The organism is Rhizobium sp. BK313 (assembly GCF_014193655.1).
In the GTDB taxonomy this organism is placed as follows: domain Bacteria; phylum Pseudomonadota; class Alphaproteobacteria; order Rhizobiales; family Rhizobiaceae; genus Rhizobium.
Window position 1 is genome coordinate 20,988 of sequence record NZ_JACHZQ010000009.1, and the last position, 19,056, is coordinate 40,043.

Annotated in this window: 20 protein-coding genes; 6 read left to right on the forward strand and 14 right to left on the reverse strand. The window is 60.0% G+C overall.

The window, feature by feature from the left end; all coding sequences use genetic code 11:
• Nucleotides 1-147 precede the first annotated feature (147 nt).
• Complete coding sequence (locus FHT86_RS32495) at nt 148-1,554, reverse strand: mannitol dehydrogenase family protein (protein ID WP_133711040.1); 1,407 nt, start codon at nt 1,552-1,554, stop codon at nt 148-150.
• Nucleotides 1,554-2,753 (reverse strand): mannonate dehydratase, encoded by a 1,200-nt coding sequence (gene uxuA / locus FHT86_RS32500; protein ID WP_133711041.1) that lies wholly within the window; start codon nt 2,751-2,753, stop codon nt 1,554-1,556. The genes FHT86_RS32495 and uxuA overlap by 1 nt, the downstream gene beginning before the upstream one ends.
• A gap of 154 nt (nt 2,754-2,907) precedes the next feature.
• Here uxuA and FHT86_RS32505 point away from each other — a divergent pair, with 154 nt between their 5' ends.
• Nucleotides 2,908-3,609, forward strand: a complete 702-nt coding sequence (locus FHT86_RS32505; RefSeq protein ID WP_133711042.1) for a GntR family transcriptional regulator — start codon at nt 2,908-2,910, stop codon at nt 3,607-3,609.
• 223 nt (nt 3,610-3,832) lie between these two features.
• Nucleotides 3,833-4,864, forward strand: coding sequence for an aldo/keto reductase (locus tag FHT86_RS32510; RefSeq protein WP_133711043.1), 1,032 nt, complete (start codon nt 3,833-3,835; stop codon nt 4,862-4,864).
• A gap of 173 nt (nt 4,865-5,037) precedes the next feature.
• Here FHT86_RS32510 and FHT86_RS32515 read toward each other — a convergent pair whose 3' ends face one another.
• The 8 genes from FHT86_RS32515 to FHT86_RS32550 form a co-directional block, all read right to left on the reverse strand.
• Nucleotides 5,038-6,105, reverse strand: coding sequence for an isocitrate/isopropylmalate dehydrogenase family protein (locus FHT86_RS32515; protein WP_133711044.1), 1,068 nt, complete (start codon nt 6,103-6,105; stop codon nt 5,038-5,040).
• Nucleotides 6,105-7,472: an MmgE/PrpD family protein gene (locus FHT86_RS32520; RefSeq protein ID WP_183868994.1), complete on the reverse strand. Its 1,368-nt coding sequence runs from the start codon at nt 7,470-7,472 to the stop codon at nt 6,105-6,107. Before FHT86_RS32520 ends, FHT86_RS32515 begins: the two co-directional genes overlap by 1 nt.
• A gap of 115 nt (nt 7,473-7,587) precedes the next feature.
• On the reverse strand, nt 7,588-8,343 hold the full coding sequence (locus FHT86_RS32525; RefSeq protein WP_133711046.1) for an SDR family oxidoreductase: 756 nt from the start codon (nt 8,341-8,343) through the stop codon (nt 7,588-7,590).
• On the reverse strand, nt 8,340-9,722 hold the full coding sequence (locus FHT86_RS32530; RefSeq protein ID WP_133711047.1) for an MmgE/PrpD family protein: 1,383 nt from the start codon (nt 9,720-9,722) through the stop codon (nt 8,340-8,342). Before FHT86_RS32530 ends, FHT86_RS32525 begins: the two co-directional genes overlap by 4 nt.
• Nucleotides 9,719-11,257, reverse strand: a complete 1,539-nt coding sequence (locus FHT86_RS32535) for a tripartite tricarboxylate transporter permease (protein WP_133711048.1) — start codon at nt 11,255-11,257, stop codon at nt 9,719-9,721. Before FHT86_RS32535 ends, FHT86_RS32530 begins: the two co-directional genes overlap by 4 nt.
• Nucleotides 11,258-11,267: 10 nt before the next feature.
• Entirely contained in the window at nt 11,268-11,753 is a 486-nt protein-coding gene (locus tag FHT86_RS32540; RefSeq protein ID WP_133711049.1) for a tripartite tricarboxylate transporter TctB family protein, read from the reverse strand.
• Nucleotides 11,754-11,808: 55 nt separating this feature from the next.
• The gene (locus FHT86_RS32545; RefSeq protein ID WP_133711050.1) at nt 11,809-12,771 is read right to left on the reverse strand and encodes a tripartite tricarboxylate transporter substrate binding protein; all 963 of its coding nucleotides are present in this window, start codon (nt 12,769-12,771) and stop codon (nt 11,809-11,811) included.
• A 69-nt stretch (nt 12,772-12,840) separates the two neighbouring features.
• Nucleotides 12,841-13,539 carry an FCD domain-containing protein gene (locus FHT86_RS32550; protein ID WP_246779787.1) on the reverse strand — a complete coding sequence of 233 codons (699 nt, stop codon included), beginning with the start codon at nt 13,537-13,539 and terminating at the stop codon, nt 12,841-12,843.
• 158 nt (nt 13,540-13,697) lie between these two features.
• On the opposite strand from FHT86_RS32550, the gene FHT86_RS32555 reads away from it, so the two are divergent.
• Together FHT86_RS32555 and FHT86_RS32560 are read left to right on the forward strand one after the other, a co-directional pair.
• Nucleotides 13,698-14,246 carry a chromate transporter gene (locus FHT86_RS32555; protein WP_133711052.1) on the forward strand — a complete coding sequence of 183 codons (549 nt, stop codon included), beginning with the start codon at nt 13,698-13,700 and terminating at the stop codon, nt 14,244-14,246.
• Between the two features lie 13 nt (nt 14,247-14,259).
• The gene (locus FHT86_RS32560; protein ID WP_133711053.1) at nt 14,260-14,790 is read left to right on the forward strand and encodes a chromate transporter; all 531 of its coding nucleotides are present in this window, start codon (nt 14,260-14,262) and stop codon (nt 14,788-14,790) included.
• Between the two features lie 57 nt (nt 14,791-14,847).
• Here the strand turns inward: FHT86_RS32560 and FHT86_RS32565 are convergent, their stop codons facing one another.
• Complete coding sequence (locus tag FHT86_RS32565; protein WP_133711278.1) at nt 14,848-15,681, reverse strand: alpha/beta fold hydrolase; 834 nt, start codon at nt 15,679-15,681, stop codon at nt 14,848-14,850.
• A 286-nt stretch (nt 15,682-15,967) separates the two neighbouring features.
• Between FHT86_RS32565 and FHT86_RS32570 the strand changes: the two genes are divergently transcribed.
• Complete coding sequence (locus tag FHT86_RS32570; protein WP_133711054.1) at nt 15,968-16,408, forward strand: MarR family winged helix-turn-helix transcriptional regulator; 441 nt, start codon at nt 15,968-15,970, stop codon at nt 16,406-16,408.
• A gap of 49 nt (nt 16,409-16,457) precedes the next feature.
• On the opposite strand, the gene FHT86_RS32575 is transcribed toward FHT86_RS32570, so the two are convergent.
• A complete protein-coding gene (locus FHT86_RS32575; RefSeq protein ID WP_166657000.1) occupies nt 16,458-16,898 on the reverse strand; it encodes a DUF4142 domain-containing protein in 441 nt (146 codons plus the stop codon).
• Nucleotides 16,899-17,352: 454 nt separating this feature from the next.
• Between FHT86_RS32575 and FHT86_RS32580 the strand changes: the two genes are divergently transcribed.
• Nucleotides 17,353-18,114, forward strand: coding sequence for a TIGR01458 family HAD-type hydrolase (locus FHT86_RS32580; RefSeq protein WP_312862613.1), 762 nt, complete (start codon nt 17,353-17,355; stop codon nt 18,112-18,114).
• A 45-nt stretch (nt 18,115-18,159) separates the two neighbouring features.
• Here the strand turns inward: FHT86_RS32580 and FHT86_RS32585 are convergent, their stop codons facing one another.
• Both FHT86_RS32585 and FHT86_RS32590 read right to left on the reverse strand, forming a co-directional pair.
• A complete protein-coding gene (locus FHT86_RS32585; RefSeq protein WP_133711057.1) occupies nt 18,160-18,390 on the reverse strand; it encodes a hypothetical protein in 231 nt (76 codons plus the stop codon).
• 131 nt (nt 18,391-18,521) lie between these two features.
• Nucleotides 18,522-18,839 (reverse strand): DUF982 domain-containing protein, encoded by a 318-nt coding sequence (locus tag FHT86_RS32590; protein ID WP_133711058.1) that lies wholly within the window; start codon nt 18,837-18,839, stop codon nt 18,522-18,524.
• Nucleotides 18,840-19,056 lie beyond the last annotated feature (217 nt).

The window sequence follows — 19,056 nt, forward strand, 5'->3', positions numbered from 1 at the left end:
AGGTTCAGAGTAGCAAAACGGAGATTCGGGGGTGAGGTTCTTTACGTCACGCACCCCGTTTTCGCAATGAATCCCTTCTCTTTGTATCCAAGGATGCTGGAGGGCCAAGACCATTTTTTGGATACGATCGACAAAGTGCCTCTTGTCTCAACGAAGGGATTTCAGGAGCGAATTCACCCGGTCTCTCCAGGCTCGGTTTGCCTGCAATTCCTTGGGGAAAAGCCCCGGCACGGCAAAGAAAGAGTCCGTCTCGTCGTCCGTCCGCACTACGTCCGCCGCGGCCTTCAACAGCTCCGCGGAGCGCGGATCATTCAAGGTATCGGCCTGCTTGATAAAGGCTATCCAGACAGCCGTCGCAAAGGCGAATTCCGCCCCATCACTTCCCGAAGAAAGGGCGTCGACGGCGGGCTGAAAGAGGCGCTGCGGCAGTTTCTGCGAGCCGTCCATGGCGATCTGCAGCGTGCGATGGGCGATGGCAGGGTTGGCGAACCGCTCCACAAGCTGGTCCATATAGTGGGCGAGATCGATGCCGGGCACGGGATCGAGCGTGCGAACCGCCGCCTGCATGTGCTGCCGGACCAGCGCGACATTCTCCGGCACGCCCATGACGTCGCGGACGAATTCGAGCTTCTGCAATTGCCCGAGATAGGCGATCAGCGAGTGCGAACCGTTCAGCAGCCGCAGCTTCATTTTCTCGTAGGGCTCGACATCTTTGACAAAGAGGGCGCCGCCCGCTTCCCAAGCGGGGCGATCCGAAACGAAATCATCCTCGATCACCCATTGCGAGAAAGTCTCCGCCTCGATGGACAGTCTGTCCTCCACTCCCAGCAACCTTTCAGCACGGGCGCGGGTTTCCGCCGTCGCGGCCGGAACGATACGATCCACCATGCTACACGGAAAGGACACTTTTTCCGCGATCCATGTCGCCAGACCGGGATCGCGTGCTGTTGCCATCTCGATCACAAGACGCCGAACGACGCGGCCATTGCTCGGCAGGTTGTCACAGCAAAGCACAGTGAACGGCGGCAAATCGGCATCCCGTCGCCGTGCGAGCCCTTCCGCCAGATAACCGATCACGCCGGTCGGGCGGGTCGGCGATTTCAGATCGCTGGCGATTGCGGGATGAGCGTGATCGAGCCCGCCGCCGACGGGATCGATACCGTAAGCCTTTTCGCTGACGGTCAGCGTAACGACATGGACAGCCGGATCGGCGAGCCTCGCAAGGACAGCCTCCCCGTCCTCGCTGGCCGCAAGCGCCTCCACGATCGAGCCAACGACCTGGACGCTATCGCCGGAGCGGTCGCGTGCAACAACACTATAAAGGCAATCCTGCGCCTGCATATCGTGTGCGATCTCCGTCGACCGCAGGCTGACGCCGACAATGCCCCAATGTCCGAACGCATGAGCCAGAGCCGCATCCGTGTAAACCGCCTGGTGCGCACGGTGAAAGGCACCGAGACCGATGTGAACGATCCCCGGCTTCAGCGCCTGCCTATCATAAGCAGGAGAGTGGATCGAATCATGCAGTTGCGTGCGAGCGGTCAATCGTTCCATTAGCGGGCCAATCCATATTGGGGGTGTGACAAGGCACGCTCGATGCCACGCAGTTCTGCGAGGCCCTTCAACCGGCCGATAGCAGGATAGCCCGGCTGGGCACCCCTCGCCAAGTCATCCAGGATTTCCTGGCCGTGATCAGGCCGCATGAAGATCGTATGATCCGCACGCCCCTCGGCCTTCCGCCGCCGCTCCTCTGAAAGGATCGCGGCGATCACCGCGACCATATCCGCGTTTCCCTCAAGATGTTCATCCTCGAAAAAGGAGCCCGGCTGCACCGTCGTCTCACGACGGACATTGCGCAGGTGGACGAAATGGATCCGCGAAGCCAGCCGCGAGACCATCGCCGGCAGGTCGTTGTCACCGCGCGCGCCGAGCGAACCCGTGCAGAAGGTGACACCGTTGGCGGGGCTGTCGACGGCCTTGAGGATGCGCGCATAATCCTCTTCGGTCGAAAGAATACGCGGCAGGCCGAGAAGCGGCCACGGCGGATCGTCTCCATGCGCGCAAAGCCGCATACCCAGTTCTTCCGCGACCGGCACGACCTCGGACAGGAAGTTGACCAGATGACCGCGAAGGCGCTCGGCATCGATCATGCTATAGCGTGCGAGTTCGGTGCGCAGTTCCGACAAGGTATAGGCCTCGGCCTGCCCGGGAAGTCCGGCGCCGACGCTGCGCGAAAGAACCAGGCGTCTTTCTTCCGGCATCTCGGCAAAGCGCTGAGCGGCAGCCTCTACCAATTCCGCGGAATAATCGGCGGCCGCATCCGGCCGCTGCAGGATATGCAGATCGAAGGCGATAAAGTCGACGAGATCGAACCGCATGGCCTTTGCGCCGCTGGGCGTCGTCCAGCGCAAGTCGGTACGGGTCCAATCGAGAACGGGCATGAAATTGTAGCAGACGGTGGAAATTCCAGCCTCGGCCAGACGGAGCAGCGTCTCCGTCCACGCCTTCATATGCTCTTTCCAATCGCCCGACATGGTCTTGATGCTTTCGGAAACGGGAATACTCTCGACCAGCTCCCACTCCAACCCGCCCTGCCGGATCTCATCCTGCCGCTTGCGGATTTCCTCCAATGGCCAGGCGACACCGGTTGGAATGTGATGGAGGGAGCTGACGATACCGTCCGCGCCAGCCTGAACGGCATCCCTGACGCTGACCTTGTCGATAGGTCCAAACCATCTCCAGGTATGTCTCATCCTGACTTTTCCTTTGAAAACCGACGCCGCCAAACCAGGCAAAATTCGCTCTCGATTCAAATACACTACCATGGTAATATGTCAATGAAGCGAGGAGGCGAGCGCAGCCATACGCTTGTGGTTGAGACGCTCTACCTCACACCGGAGAACGCCATTGGCCCTGACCGATAGACAGTCGACATCCCTGCTTGCGATCGATCCGAAGTTGCCCATGGCGCCGCAGATCTATGGCAATATTCGCCAGTCGATCCTCAATCTCCGTCTCGCGCCCAAGCAAGCCTTGAGCGAAAAGGAACTCGCCCTCATGCTGGGCGTCAGCCGCACGCCGGTTCGCGAAGCGCTGATCAAGCTCGCCGAGGACGGGTTGGTCGATATCTTTCCCCAGCGCGGCACATTCGTTGCGCCGATCCGTGTTTCGGAAGTCCTGGAAGCGCAATTCATTCGCGAGGCGCTCGAGGTCTCCGTGGTGGCACGGGTGGCCGAAATGTCCGATCCCACCGTTACCGCCCGCCTGCATGAGAGCCTGGCGCGGCAGAAGCGCGCGGTCGACAATGGCGATCTGGACGGATTCTTGGCGGAGGATGAAAATTTCCATTTTATCCTGTCTGCATCCGTTAATCTGACACGGGCCTGGAAGGTCATTCAGAATGTCAAAGGCCAGCTCGACAGGGTTCGTATTCTGAGCCTGCCTGAGCCTGGCCATTTGGCTGAGCTCTACGAGCAGCATCTGGCAATCGTGACCGCCATCGAATCCGGTAATTCTTCGGCTGCCAAAAAACACATGGCCAAACATCTTCAGCAGGTCTTCCGCACCATCGATCTGCTGTTGGCGCAAAGACCCGAGATTTTTGATTGATCCATCCCACCATAATCAACGTAGCTTATTTTTCCGAACCCACTTGTAGCGGCGATTTGATTGGCTATGTTTCGTCACGGCCCCTGCGCTGCAGCGTGGAGCGCCGAACGTCATTCGATGGCCGGAGGCCATCTCAAGCACAACATCGCTATAGATCACGGGGCTCTCGCTCTGCCGACCGCTTTGCGGATCGGATGCAGGTGCTCCACCAGAGGAGGCAGGAATGGATTATCGCAAGCTCGGCCCCACCGGGGCTGTCGTCACGGCATATTGCCTTGGCACCATGACCTTCGGCGCAGAAGCGGACGAAGCGGAATCTCACAGATTGCTGGACGATTATTTCGCCTGGGGCGGCAACTTCATTGACACCGCCGATGTCTACAGTGCCGGCAAATCGGAGGAGATCATCGGACGCTGGCTCAAGGCGCGGCCGAGCGAGGCGCGGCAGGCAGTCATCGCCACCAAGGGACGCTTCCCGATGGGCAACGGGCCGAACGATATCGGTCTGTCACGCCGGCATCTCAACCAGGCTCTGGATGACTCGCTGCGGCGCCTCGGCGTCGAACATATCGATCTCTATCAGATGCACGCTTGGGACGCGCTGACCCCGATCGAGGAGACGCTGCGCTTCCTCGATGATGCCGTCTCTGCCGGCAAGATTGGCTATTACGGCTTCTCCAACTATGTCGGCTGGCACATCGCCAAGGCCGTCGAAATCGCCAAGGCGCGCGGCTACACACGGCCGGTCACGCTTCAGCCGCAATACAACTTGCTCGTCCGCGATATCGAGCTTGAAATCGTCGCGGCCTGCCAAGATGCCGGCATGGGCCTGCTGCCGTGGTCGCCACTTGGTGGCGGCTGGCTGACCGGCAAATACAAACGCGACCAGATGCCGACCGGAGCGACCCGCCTCGGTGAAAACCCCAATCGCGGCAGCGAATCCTATGCGGCGCGCAATGCGCAGGAACGGACCTGGGCGATCATCACCGCCGTTGAGGAGATCGCCAAGGCGCATGGCGTCAGCATGGCGCAGGTGGCTCTCGCCTGGACGGCAGCACGGCCGGCCGTGACCTCCGTCATCCTCGGCGCCCGCACGCCCGGACAGCTCGCCGACAATCTCGGCGCGGCGGAACTGACACTATCGGAAGCGGAGATGGCCAGGCTCAACGAGGTCAGCGCACCGCAACCGTCGGATTACCCCTACGGCAAGGGCGGCACCAACCAGCGTCATCGCAAGATCGAAGGTGGTCGGTAAAATATGATGTGACTGGGCGGAGAGGAATTGCTTCTCCGCCAGTCATAGCTGAAACGGAGTGCGGTCGCCGTTCGCAGAGGGGCGGCCAGCAATATCGAACCTTGCCGATCGGGAAGTGCAGCACGTTGTCGAGCCAGAACATTCCGATCGGTAAGTTTTGAGACAGCTATACGCTAGGCCAGCGCATCGATTTTCGATCGGATAGCCTCGCCCATCTCACTCGTAGACGATCGGCCGCCGAGATCGGGGGTGACGAATTGTTTCTCTTCGATGATCGCGTCGACTGCTTCGCGTATGAGCGCCGCCGCCCTGGTCGCTTTCGGCTCCTGCTTCTTGCGGCCGAGCCAGTCGAAGAGCATGGCGCCAGACACGATCATGGCGAAGGGATTGGCGATGCCCTTTCCAGCGATGTCAGGCGCAGACCCATGCGTCGCCTGCGCCATGGCAAGGTCCGGCCCGGCGCACAGGCCCGGCGCCATACCGAGCCCACCGACAAGACCGGCTGCTTCGTCCGAGAGAATGTCGCCGAACATGTTGGTGGTGACGACGACGTCATATTGCTGTGGCTTCATCGCAAGACGCATGGCGAAGGTATCGACCATCGTCTCTTCATATTGGACGTCCGGAAAATCTTCGGCGACGCGACGGCATTCCTCGGCGAACATGCCGCAGCCGAGCTTGAACACCGTATCCTTGTGAACGGCGGTCAGCTTCTTGCGGCGGCTTCGGGCCAATTCGAAAGCCGCACGGGCGACCTTGGAAGAGCCGTTGCGCGTGATGACACGCACCGAAATCGTCATGTCCTCGCTCGGGCGGAATTCACCCGACCCCGCGACGACATTGCGGTCCGGCTGAAAGCCCTCGTTATTCTCCCGCACGATTACGAGATCGACGCCTTGATGCACACAAGGAAGGCTCAGATAGGAACGTGCCGGCCTTATATTGGCGTAGAGATCGAAGTGCTTGCGCAGGATCGGATGCGGATTGATCGCCGATGGGCTCTTCGGATAGGCTTGGTGACCGATCGGTCCCAGCACCCACCCATCAAGCTTCGATAGCCGCTCCAAGGTATCGGCCGGCATCGTCGTACCGAGTTCGTCATAGGCAGCGCGGCCGATGGGCAGCGCCGTCCAGGCAACTTCCAGCTCCGTCACGGCTGCCGCTGTGCGCATGGCTGCGATCGTCTCGGGGACGATTTCGTGACCGATATCGTCGCCATTCAATATCCCGATGCTGAGCATTAGACTGCCTCCGCCTTTCGTACCTTGCCGACATTCGCGCCGGCGCGAGCGATTTCGGAGGCATCAGCGAGTTCGCCGATCTTCCAGGCGAGTTCGAGAAGCGCTGCCGTGCCAGCCTCACCAAGCACCGGTTCCACCAGCCCGCGGAATTTCGCTTCGAGATCTGCGTTGCTCATCGGCCGCTTCAGGCTACCGATCGCGTGGGCGACATGCTTGTCGAGAACGCGGCCATCGGTCGTCGTCAGCCGCACCTTCACCTCGTCCTCGTGAATGCTCTGGCTCGCGGTGGCGTTCACCCGATCGCGCAACGCGATGACTTTGGGATCACGCACCACGTCGTCGTCATATTCGCCTTCGCCGGCCGCGCCATAGATGATTGCGGCAGCGGCGGAGTGGTAGACACTGAACTTGCCTTCAAGGCCGGTGCGCGGCGTCTTCTTGCCGGTGAGTTCAAGCACCAGCGGATGCACTTCGAGTTCGATCGAGGCGACATCTTCGGCTTTCAGGCCGCGTTCATTGCGAAGCTGTACGCAACCGTCGATCGCCGGATGGATGACGATGCCGCAGGCGAACGGTTTATAGGTGTTGAGGCTGATCTCGAAATGCTCGCCCAAGCCCTGCGTAATCTCATCGAAGTTGCGGGCGGTCGACATGACATGCGCGAAACCGCGCGGCGCCTCCAGCACACGATCAGAGCTGGTGAAGTTCTGCTTGGCCAGCAACGCCGCCGTCATGCCGTTCTGTGCGGCGCGGCCTGGATGGAAGCTCTTGCACATCGTTCCGAACATTTCGCGGAAACCCGAAGATTGCGTGCCGGCGATGCCGAGCGCCCAAACCATCTGCTGCTCGTCGAGTTTCAGCAGCTTCCCCACAGCTGCCGCCGCACCGAAAACGCCGGCCGTGCCGGTGATGTGCCAGCCGATATCATAGTGGGCGGGATAGACCGCATTGCCGATCCGGCATTCAGTTTCGACGCCGAGAATGAAGGCGTGCAGGAAATCGGCGCCGGAAACCGGGTGATGTTCGGCAAAGGCCAGAATGGCCGAGGCGATGGGACCGGCGGGATGGATGATCGTGCGCAGATGCGTATCGTCGAAATCGAAAACGTGGCTGGAAATGCCGTTCAGAAGGGCGGCGTTGAGGATATCGGTCTTCTCGCCGCGGCCAAGCACGGTTGCCTGGCCTGCGCCCATGAACGGCCGCAGCGCCTCCGTCGCGCGATCGAGGGTCTGATGGATGGAACCGCCGACCGCGCAACCAAGCCAGTTCAGAAACGAGCGCACGGCCTCCTGTTTGACGGCCGCGGGCACATCTTCCGGCTTCGCCTGAACCAGATAGCGCGCAAGAATCCGGGTCACTTCAGTCATGGGTATTCCTTTTCAAAATCGACAATGTCTTGGGATGGGACGCATAGCTTTAGGAAAGCCGCAGTCGCCGTTTAAATCGCAGGACCGCCCTCGGCGCGATCGTGCAAACCTGAATTCATGGCAGGAACACCCCGCCATTCGCATGAATCGTCTGACCGGTTAGGTAGCGAGCGTTCGGGCCGGCGAGGAACTGCACCAGGGCGGCCACCTCTTCCGGCCGTCCGCGGCGACCGACCAGCGGCGTATGGCTGGCATGATGGCTTGGATTCTGTGCCGCGGAACGCCCGCGGGTGGTGCCGATCATGCCGGGCACGACGCAATTGACGGTGATACCCTGCGGCGCAAGGTCATGCGCCAGCCCGCGCGTCAGTCCGACGAGGCCGGCCTTGGCGGTCACCACATGCGCGCGGTTGGCCGCGCCCGTATGGGCGGACATGCCGCCGATGTTAATGATCGCCGCATTGTCGGAACGCGCAAGCGCCGGCTGCGCGGCCTTCGCCACCAGGAAGGCACCGTCGAGAATGATGCTCAGCACCTCGCGCCATTCTGCGAAGGTCAATTCGGCAAAGGGTGTCTCGCGTCGGACGGCGGCATTGTTAACGACGCAATCGAGCTTGCCGAAGGTGTCAAGCGCGCTTGCGACCAACCGGGTGGCCCCCTCCTCCGTCGCAACATCCGCCAGCGTTACGATCGCGTGGCCGCCGGCGAACTTAATCTCCGCCGCAACAGCTTCCGCTTCTGCCCGGGAACTGAGGGCATTGACCACAACAGCGGCGCCGGCAGATGCCAGGTCGAGCGCGATCTGACGGCCGATGTTGCGGGCAGCGCCCGTCACGATTGCGACCCGGCCCGCGAGACTCTGTTCGCTCACAGCGCAAACTCCTTTACCCGCCCGAGATCGGCACCGTCGAAGATCGTTTGGGAAAGATCGAGGAAGGCGAGCGCCGTCTCGCGGCTCCAACCGCCATAGACGGCATTATCGACAAACTTGGTCTCGATCTCCTGGACCGTCAGCGGCGCATGCTTGCCGCCGCGCATATAGGGCTGACGGAATTCCTTTTGCGAACCGTCCGAGAGCGTCGCCAGCAGATGGCCGGTGAAGTTCTTGGGGTATTCGTCGTTCGGATCGATGCGATAGCGGATCTTCGCCGCAAGCGCTCTCACCGCCGGATCGGCGATGCGTTCTTCGGTGAATTGCGCGAGCCCCGCCTTGCGATCAAGGAAGCCGAAGGCCATGCAGATCGGCGTCGAGAACTTCGCGGCATAGGGCGTCTGCGGCGCATGCTTGACGGCAAGCGGCTCCCATAGCCGGTGCACCGTACCTTCGCCGACATCGCAGACGATCTCGACGATCTGATCGGCGCTAACGCCCGTCTCGGCGAGCTGGATGGCGCAGTCGATGAACGGCTGCGTCATCGTCCCGCAGGCATAGGGCTTGAAGGCGATGGTCTCCATGATCCAATCGTGACCGAGATCGCGGAGGAGGACGCCGAAATCAGGCGCGCGCGACGGTGCGAAAGCATGGAAGAAACCATGCGTACCTTCGATCACCGTGCGGGGACCGAGGAACCCGCCGCGTGCCATCAGCGCAGCCCGGATGCCGGACTGGGCCGCGTTGCCGGCATGCATGCGCTTCGTCCAGGTGCCTTCGGCCAGATATTCGATGATGCCCGCCGCCATGCTGCCGGCGATGCCGATCGCCGAAACCGTCTCGCTTTCGCTGAGATCGAGGCTTGCGGATACAGCAGCGGCCGCAGCGATCGTGCCGATCACGGCGGTTGGATGGAACCCGGCAGTATGGATCGCCTTCGGTGCAACCAAGCTCAGGCGGCAGAGAAGCTCGACGCCGACAGCAACGCCTTTCAGCAGCCTGTCGCCGCTGAGCCCCTCGCGCTCGCAAACGGCGAGCACGGCAGGCACGATGACGGCGCCGGAATGAACCGGGCCGCCCTCGAAGGTATCGTCAAAATCCTCGCCATGCGCGGCAGTGCCGTTGATCAGCGCTGCGCTGAAGGCATCGAAGCCGCCATTATGACCGATCGCGGTCGCGACACCCTTGTCGGTCGCGGCAATTGTCGCGGCGACATAGTCTTCCTTGCGAGCAGCGATCGCGAGGCCTGCCATATCGATGATCAACATACGGGAAATGTCGATCGCCTTTTGCGAAATCCCGTCACGGGAGAGGCCGACAATCCACCGTGCCAGGGTCTCGGCGATAGTGGTTGTGGCAAGAGGGCTATGCTGGTTCACGAGTGGCCTTTCACAATCTGGGACTCTTGCACAGGCTCGGAAGACTGCGCTGTCTTGCTATTCTTGCGGCGGCCCCGGACATGTCCGACGAACGAGCCGACAATGAAGAGAAGTGCGACGGCGAGCAGGCCGGCGGAAATCGGATCGGTGACGAAGGTAGAGTAATCACCGTCCGACAGGACCAGAGCCCGGCGGTAGTTGGATTCGATCAGGAAGCCGAGAACGACGCCCAGCACCATCGGCAGGAAGGGCAATCGGAAGTAGCGCATGCCGTAGCCGAGCGCGCCGAAGCAGAGCGCGACGCCCACCTGGAACAGGCTGTATTCGATCGCGTAGACGCCGGAGACCAGCAGCGCGAAGATGAAGGCCATCAGGTAGGATTTCGGCCGGTTCACCAGCCAGATGCAGGGCGGCATGAAAGCATAGCCTGCGACCAGCAATGCGATAACGCTGACGCCGAGACCGACATAGAGGTCGAAAACGATATCGGCATGCTGCACGAACAGCATGGGGCCGGGAACGAGGTCCTGGATCAGGAAGCCGCCAAGGAGGACCGCCGTGGAGTTGGTGCCGGGAATGCCGAGGCTCAGCAACGGAATGAGAGCGGTTTTGGAAACCGTGGTATTTGCGGTTTCAGGTGCTGCGATGCCTTCCGGCGCGCCCTTGCCGAACTCGTCCTTGTGGCGCGACCAGCGACGGGCCTCGTTATAAGCAATGAAAGCTGCGACGGTGCCGCCGGCGCCGGGCGTCACGCCTTCGATCACACCGACAACCATGCCGATCAGCTGTGCCGGCCAGATGCGCTTCCAAATGGCTTTGCTGGGGAACCTGATGCGGGCCGAACCCGCGTCCGCTTTTTCCCATGCAGGTTCGCTGGCGGTCGTCATCAGCTCGCTGAGCGCATAGAGACCGACAAGAACGAGGATCGGCGGAATGCCGGAGAGAAGTTCCGGACTGCCGAAGGTAAAGCGATTGAGGCCCGTCACGGGATCGGTGCCGATGGCCGCGATCATCAATCCGAGAACGCCGGCCATCAGGCCCTTGATCAGATTTTCGCCGGCCAGCGAACCGATGACACTAAGACCGAGGATACCCAGCGCGAAATAAGAGGTCGGATGAAAGGCCAGCGCCAGTCGCGACAATGGTTCCGTGAGCAGTACTAGGACAACCAGCCCGAAAATGCCCCCGAGAATACCGGAATAGAGCGAAATCCCAAGGGCCTCGCCCGCACGTCCCTGCTGCTTCATCGCATAGCCGTCAAGAACGGTAGCTGCTGCCGCATTGGTCCCGGGCGTACGGATCAGGATGGCTGGGATGGAGCCGCCATATTCCGCACCGAAATAGGCCGACGCCAAAAGCACGATCGCCATCGACGATTGCATGCCGTAAGTGAAGGGCAATAGGAGCGCCATTGCGATCGATGCGGAGATGCCGGGCATCGAGCTGCCGACAACGCCCCAGGCGACGCCGGCAAAGGCTGCGAAGATGATGCCCGGAGTGGTCAGGACATCGAGCAGATGCATGAAAACAGCCATGCCGTCCTCCTTAGATCAGCGACGGCCACAGCCCGGCAGGCTGCGGAACTTGCAGGATTTCAACGAAGATCACCCAGAAAACCACACCGCCAGCGGCTGCGATCGGCAGCATCCATCGCGTCAGGCGACGCTCCAGGTACCAGGCGACAAAAAAGATGAGCAGGGCCAATGACAAGATATAGCCAAGCCAAGGCAGGACAGCGACATAGGCTGCACCCATGAGCACCATGCCGCAGGCACGCAATGCGGCGTAGCGGTCACTTCTACCAGCGCTCTTGCTGGCGCTGACAATGGCCTGAATGCCGCCGCCGCGCCCGAGAAGCGTATTGGCGATCAAAAGCAGCGAAAGGATGCCGAGCACGATAGCGTAACTTATCGGCAGCCCCTGCGGGCCGACGGAGTCGGCAAGCATGCTGTGCGGGATGGCCGCTGCAACGCTGTAATAGGCTATGGCGAGCGCGAGCATCAGGATGCCGCAAACGAGATCGCGTTTCATGGGACGGAGCCTTTGAACTCGAAGGGAAAGCAGGCGGCGATAACGCCGCCGCCTGTTATTGGATAACGCCGGAAGCCTTCAGAAAGGCCTGCGTATCGCTGCCGAACTTGTTCATGAAGCTGACGTACTCATCATGCTTCATGAAACCCGGCTCAAGATCGTTTTCAGTATAGATCTTCTTGTATTTCGGGTCTTCGAGCAGCTTCGGGATCGCCGCTTCCCAGGCCGCAATGACCGCCGGCGGCAGGTTCTTCGGGCCGGCGAGGCCGCGGAACTTGACCACCGATACGTCGATGCCCTGCTCCTTTGCCGTCTTCAGATCGGGAAAGAGGTTCAGACGGTGGTCGCCGACGACGGCCAGCATGCGCAGCTTGCCGGCGTCGAGCTGGGCGCGAATTTCGCCAATTTCGCCGACGCCGATATCCAGCGTGCCGTTCAGTACGTTGATCTGCATATCGCCGCCGCCTTCGAAGGTGATGATGGACGCGTTGACGCCGGTCTTCGCCTTGATCTGCTCGAGAACCTGCCGCTCGAGCGAGGCAGGGTTCGCAGCACCCCATTTGCCGCGGCCTTGCTTGGCGGCGGCAATGACATCTGGCAGCGTCTGGAACTTCGAATCCACCGAGGTGTAGATCACCTCCGGATCGTAGAAGACGTTCACCAGTGGCTCCATATCCTTGTAGGTCGCCTCCGGCGTGCTGAGCAGCGAAGTGTAGATATAGGTCGGCGTCGTCGCATAGAACCAGCTACCGTCAGGCGTCGAGGAAGCTACCGTCGACATGGCCTTGGCGCCGCTGCCGCCGGTGACGTTTTCGACGACCAGCTTCGGGCCCAGATAGGGCTGGAGATAGGGCAGCATTTCACGCAGAAACACGTCGCTGCCGCCGCCGGGGCTGGAATGCGTGACGAGCTTGACGATCGGCGCCGGATAGCTTTCCTGAGCGACAGCAGCGCCGACGGGTAAGGTTACGAGCGCGAGCGCCAATGAAATTGCTTTAAGTTTAAAATTAATTCCCATGCGATATTTCCTCCCATCGCAATTGGATGTTGAATGTCGCTCACAGCGCCATCCCAGCAAGAAGATGAATTAGGCAGTCTTGTCGGTTAGTTCCTTGGCCTTACCGGGATCTTCGACATGCAGCATTCGATCCTTACCCCGTTCAACGTGGTCGAAGGCGGCCTTGGACGACGCCTCTGGATCGCGCGCCTTGAGAGCATCGACGATTTGCCGGTGCTCCAAGTTCGAGCGCTTGAGACCGCCGCCATGCAGCAGGCCCCTCGCGCGGAAAAGATGCAGCTCCTTGATCAGCGCCGCATAGTCGTCAACCAACCGCTTGTTGCCCGACCCCTGCAAAATCGCCTGGTGGAACTTCAAATTGACCGCGTAATATTCGTCTAGCGACCCCTGCTCGGCAAACCTGTCCATCGTATCCAACAGCTCGTCCAGCTTGCCGACGTCGGCTTCGCTCATGCGGGTAGCCGAAAGTCTGGCGGCCAAGCCGAAAAGCGCGGCACGCACGTCGTAGACATCCAGAGCCTCCTCCTCGCTGACGCTGCGCACAAACACGCCGCGATTTGGGATGAGTTCGAGCAACCCGCTCTCGGCAAGCGCTCGGCATGCCTCACGGATCGGCCCGCGGCTCACCTGAAAGCGCGCCGCCAGTGCGTTCTCGTTCAGACGCTCTCCACTGGCGAAATGGCCTGACAAAACAAGCTGTTCGATCTCGTGCTTAAGCACGCTCGTCATGGACTGGAAACGGAGGATATCGAGATCTGGTGTCTTCATGGTCAAAGTGGTAAATCGCAATTCGTAGATTGTCAACAATTTTCAATTTACGAAATTGTCGCACCTCCATCGCTTGCTAAAGGCCATGGTCGTCAATAATAACGATGCGTCCGTACCTCCATTTGCAGCTACCGCACACACAGAAGGACGCGCTCATCATGCGGAACTCGCAAGACCAAAGCCCGACCGCTCTCGGACTGTTTCTGATCTTCGCCCGCATCGGCCTAACGAGTTTTGGTGGCGGACTAAGCGGATGGTTTCTGCGCGAGTTTGTTCAAGTGCGGAAATGGATGACGGAAGAAGAATTCTTCAATGGGCTCGCCATTTCGCAGGCTTTGCCCGGGATTAATATCAAGAACCTGGCTATCTGGATCGGCTATCGCATGCTCGGTCGCAAGGGCGCTATCGCCGGCTTTCTCGGCATCATCGTCCCGCCCGGGATCGTCATCGTCCTTCTCGGCACCTTATTTGCTTCCCTGATGCGGTTCGATGTCACCCATCTGCTTCTCGAAGGGGCGGCCGCGGCGGCTGTGGGACTGTCTCTGTCGATGGGATTGACGGCGGCTTGGCGCGTTCCGCGCAAGGCCATACCGATTGCCCTCATGGTCGCCACCTTTATTGCGATCGGCATCTTCCACTGGCCTCTGATCTGGACGGTGCTGGGCGCCGGATCGGTCAGCGTCACCCTCTCCTATTTCAACGCCTGAGGACGTCGGATCGATGTCAAATCCGCTTTGGGGGCTGCTGACCGTCTTCGCGCCAATTTCCATCGTCACGATCGGCGGCGGGCAAAGCGCCATTGCCGACATCCACCGCCAGGTGGTCGACGTCCACCATTGGATGACGCAAGCCGAATTCGTCAACGCCTTCGCCATTTCGCGCATGACCCCGGGACCGGGCTCATTGTTGGCGACGTTGATCGGCTGGCAGGTCGCAGGCTTCTGGGGCGCCATCATCGCAACGCTCGCCCTGTTCGGGCCTACCGCCTTTCTGATCTACGGCGTCGCGCATGTCTGGTCGCGTTTCCAGGGCGCGCGCTGGCAGATTGCCCTGGAGACCGGCCTGAGGCCGATTGCGGCCGGCATGATCCTGGCTGCGACCTACATTCTCTTCCAAGCGATGGACGGCGGGCGGCTGGCCGAAGGTATCGCGCTGGCATCGACTGCGGTTCTCATGTTGACCCGCATCAATCCCTTGCTTTTGTTGGCATGCGGCGCGGCCGTTTTTGTGGGCCTACAAGGAATTGTGTGAGACGGCTTAGCACGTTGCGCCCGCCTCCCGGCGGGCGCTCTAATTTTCTGAGGATCGTTATGCCTTGAAGAAGGCAAGCAGGTCGGCATTGATCACGTCTGCATGCGTGGTGGCCATGCCGTGCGGAAAGCCCTTATAGACCTTCAATGTCGCGTTCTTGAGCAGCTTGGAAGACAGAAGCGCCGAATCCGCAATCGGCACGATCTGGTCGTCGTCGCCGTGCATCACCAGCACGGGCACATCGATCTTCTTCAGATCCTCGGTGAAATCGGTTTCCGAGAAGGCCTTGATGCAGTCGTAGTGGGCCTTGGCGCCGCCCATCATGCCCTGACGCCACCAGTTGTCGATGATGCCTTGCGAGACTGTCGCACCCGGACGATTGAAGCCGTAGAATGGGCCAGCCGGAACATCGTGAAAGAACTGAGCACGGTTAGCAGCAAGTGCTGCACGGAAGCCGTCGAATACTTCGATCGGCAAACCACCCGGATTTTTCTCGGACTTGACCATGATCGGCGGGACCGCACCGATCAACACCGCCTTGGAGACCCGGCCATTACCGCCATATTGGGCCACATAGCGGGCAACTTCGCCACCGCCGGTCGAATGGCCGACGTGAATAGCGCCCTTCAGGTCGAGGTGGGCAGTCAGCGCTGCGACATCAGCAGCGTAGGTATCCATTTCATTGCCGGTCGCTGTCTGGCTCGAGCGGCCATGGCCGCGGCGGTCATGGGCGATGACGCGGAAGCCCTGGTTCAGAAAGAATAGCATCTGCGCATCCCAGTCATCGGCACTCAGCGGCCAACCGTGATGAAAGACGATCGGCTGGCCTGTGCCCCAATCCTTGTAGAAGATCTGCGTTCCGTCCTTGGTCGTAATCGTGCTGCTGCTCATGATGTCCTTACCTTTCGAAGACTGTTTTACGGAAGAGGCTTGTGCGGTTTGAGCGAAGGGCATGACAGCCGCCGTAGCGGCCAGGCCAAGTCCGGCCGTCATGACACCTCGGCGGGTAGCTTGATTGATCGACTGGCTCATTTCAATCTCCATTAATTGAATATCACGCGATTTGTTATCGCGATATCGACATGCTTAAAGCTGTTTCGAATTGTTGTCTATAAAAAAATTATCGCGATATCATTTTTCGTGATATAGAAAGAGGCGTGCCAATTGGAAGACATCCATGTCCGAACTCAAGCCCGTCCCCTTGGACAATCAGCTTTGTTTTTCGCTGTACGCTGCAAGCATAGCCATCAACCGGACATACAAGCCGATGCTGGATGCGATGGGCATCACCTATCCGCAATATCTTGTTCTATGCACGTTAGGTGAGAAAGATGGGCTGACGGTCGGCGCGATCGCCGATCGGCTCGCACTGGAATCAAGCACGATCACACCGCCGGTGCAGCGTCTGGAACAAGCGGGCCATGTGGAACGCAGACGCAGCAAGGTCGACGAGCGCCAGGTCCATGTTTGGCTCACCGTGGCCGGCCGCGCCCTGTTCGCCCGGAGTAGCTGTCTTGGCGAGACCCTGATGGGGCGCTCGGGCATGACGCCTGAGCGGTTCGACGCGTTGAACCAGCAGGTCCGCGAGCTGCGCGAGGCGCTCGGCGGAGATCAATAGCCGGAGTCTATGAAGAGACTCAATCTGCTGTCACCATCGAGCGGTGTGCTCAACGCCCACTCAGGGACTGCGCGAGTTGCAGATGTATCTGCAGCGTCGGTAAAGTTTTCGCCGCAAGTTCAGGGACCTGCCTGTTGCCCTCGCCAGCCTTCTCCTTGAACTCGGAAATGACCTTCTCATGTTCCGCCGTCATGAAGCCGACGAACTCCTTGTCGAACTCGGGGCCGGTCAAATGCTGCAATTTGTCGAACTCTTGTTGCGCCTCCTCCGTGACGCCCTCTGAAATCTTCACTTCGAGACCCGCAGCGAGGGCGGCTGCTTCGTCCTTTGCTTTGCGATGATCGGTGACAAGGGTCTGCCCGAACGAGCGCACACCGTCGCTCCCACCCTTCTGAGCAGCCAATTGACCGAGTGTGATTTCCGCATTGTCGCCTTTGATCGCGTCGCTCAGAAATTGCTTGTCGCTTCTTGCCAATGCCGATGAGGCCATCAGGCATCCAATTATTATCGTTGCAGTCGCTAGTGTTAGTTTGGATTGCATCGCCACACCCCTTGTTTGAACGATCCGGCACCGTTCCACTTGAACCAATGTTGCTTTGCGCTTGATATATGCGGGGGCGATAGCCGCGAACCTTGTTCCCAAGACTCGTTATTGTCGCGCCTGTCGTGCCCTCGCCTGCTTCGGCGTTAACCGTGCGGCAAAGGACATTGTTCCGGCGCTCTTCTTGGAATTATTCTCACCGGAGGGATCGACGGAAGATAACGACAAACAGTCGAGCATAAGCGGCGATACGTGGGGCGCTCGACATTCCGGAACATTTGGCCAGCAATCCAGTTGAAATCCTGGATCATACGAGGGACAAAGTGGAAAACGGGACCGAATGAGGGGGCGGCAAGGCCCGGATGATACGAAGACAAGGTAATCTTCTTCGATGATCAGTTGCGTGCTTTTGGATCTCGCAGGCGTCATCTACGATGGCGAAAACCTTATCGCGGGCGCAAGAGCCGCCGTTACCCGCTTGCATGAGGCAGGCGTTCCTATCCGCTTCGTGAGCAACACGACACGCTCACGCAAGCAGGCCATTCTGGACCGTCTTGATGGGTTCGGCCTCTCCGTCACGAGCGACGAGCTCTTCACACCTGCGCAGGCGGCCCGCGCGTGGCTTGGCCGCCATGACCGATCGCCCTACCTTCTGGTCCATCCTGATCTGGCGCCGGACTTCCACGGTCTGACCGGCAGCCAAGGCAAGGCTCTCGTCGTTGGCGATGCCGGCGAGATTTTCGACTACCGGACGCTGAACACGGCATTTCGAGAATTGATCGAGGGCGCGGACTTCCTGGCACTCGCGCCGAATCGGACGTTCAAGGATGCGGATGGAAAGCTCAGTCTCGATGCAGGTGCATTCGTGGCGGCACTGGAGTTCGCAAGCCAAAGGCGTGCTGTCGTCTTGGGGAAGCCTTCGCCCGAATTCTTCCTGTCCGCGCTCGCGAGCATGCATTGTTCGAAAGCGGAAGCCGTGATGGTGGGTGACGATGCGGAAACCGATATCGCGGGGGCCTTGCGGGCCGGACTTTCGCACGCTGTGCTGGTCCGCACGGGCAAGTACCGTCGCGGCGATGAAAAGCGTTTCAAACCTCAGCCAACGGCAACGGTGAGCGATATTTCCGCCGCTGTCGATTGGATCATCGCCAATCGCGGCATATAGCCAAGCTCGGATGATTGTGCGGCACGCGCTGAGTTGTTGTGAAACCTACATCGCCGGCACGAACTTCCAAAATACGCCCTCATAGCGCTCCGGATAATATTTGAATTCGCATTCGAAGCGCCGGCCATAGGCCTCGGCATTCTCGAGGGCCATCTTGCTGACCGGGTTCATGCCGGTCCCCGGGGCAAACCAATCCTCCAGCAGGTCCTCGGGCACATAGGCACCGATCCGAAGCGGAAGCTTCCTCAATACGTCGTTCATCTCTTCGGGAGGCATTGTCTTCTCCAACGTGTAATGTTGCTGATATCGGACATCGCGAACCGGAGACACTCCGTTCGTTGGGCGTCTGACGACGGGAATATCTATATCCGCCAGTAGGGAGCTCCGCCCTGGGGCGGAGCTGTTGCTCAAATTGCGCTATAGCGTGACGTCCGCAAAGATCCCAAAGTTGGCTGCGGCCCCGCCTTGCGAGGCGCCATCACCGCCGGCATATCGGCCTCCAGGCACGCGGCCAGGAAAGACTCGCGCGCAATGACCGAGGGAATCGCACCATTCAATGCTCCGCGGCATGTCCTGACTGCGCGGTCATAGCGCTCTCCATGCCGGAGGGGCCACTCGTTTTCGAGGAAATCCAGCGCATCGTAGGCGCCAGTGAAGCTGCGTTCCAGACCGCATTGCAATCGAATGGTGACGGGCCGCGTCCATGGAACGTTGTTGATCAGCATTTTCTTCCTCCTGTCGAATGCCGTTCGAGTCGTTCTGGAATATGTCGTCATCAATTTCATGTTCAAGAGACGTCGGTGGCATTTGAAGGCCTGCCTCTTTCCCTTCCGACACGCGCCCGATAATCTTGAAACATTGGCTTCGTTCGCGAAATTGATATTGCCAGTTGGGATCGGCGTGTCGGGAAGCCACTATCGGCTTCCTTAGCGTCTGCGTCGA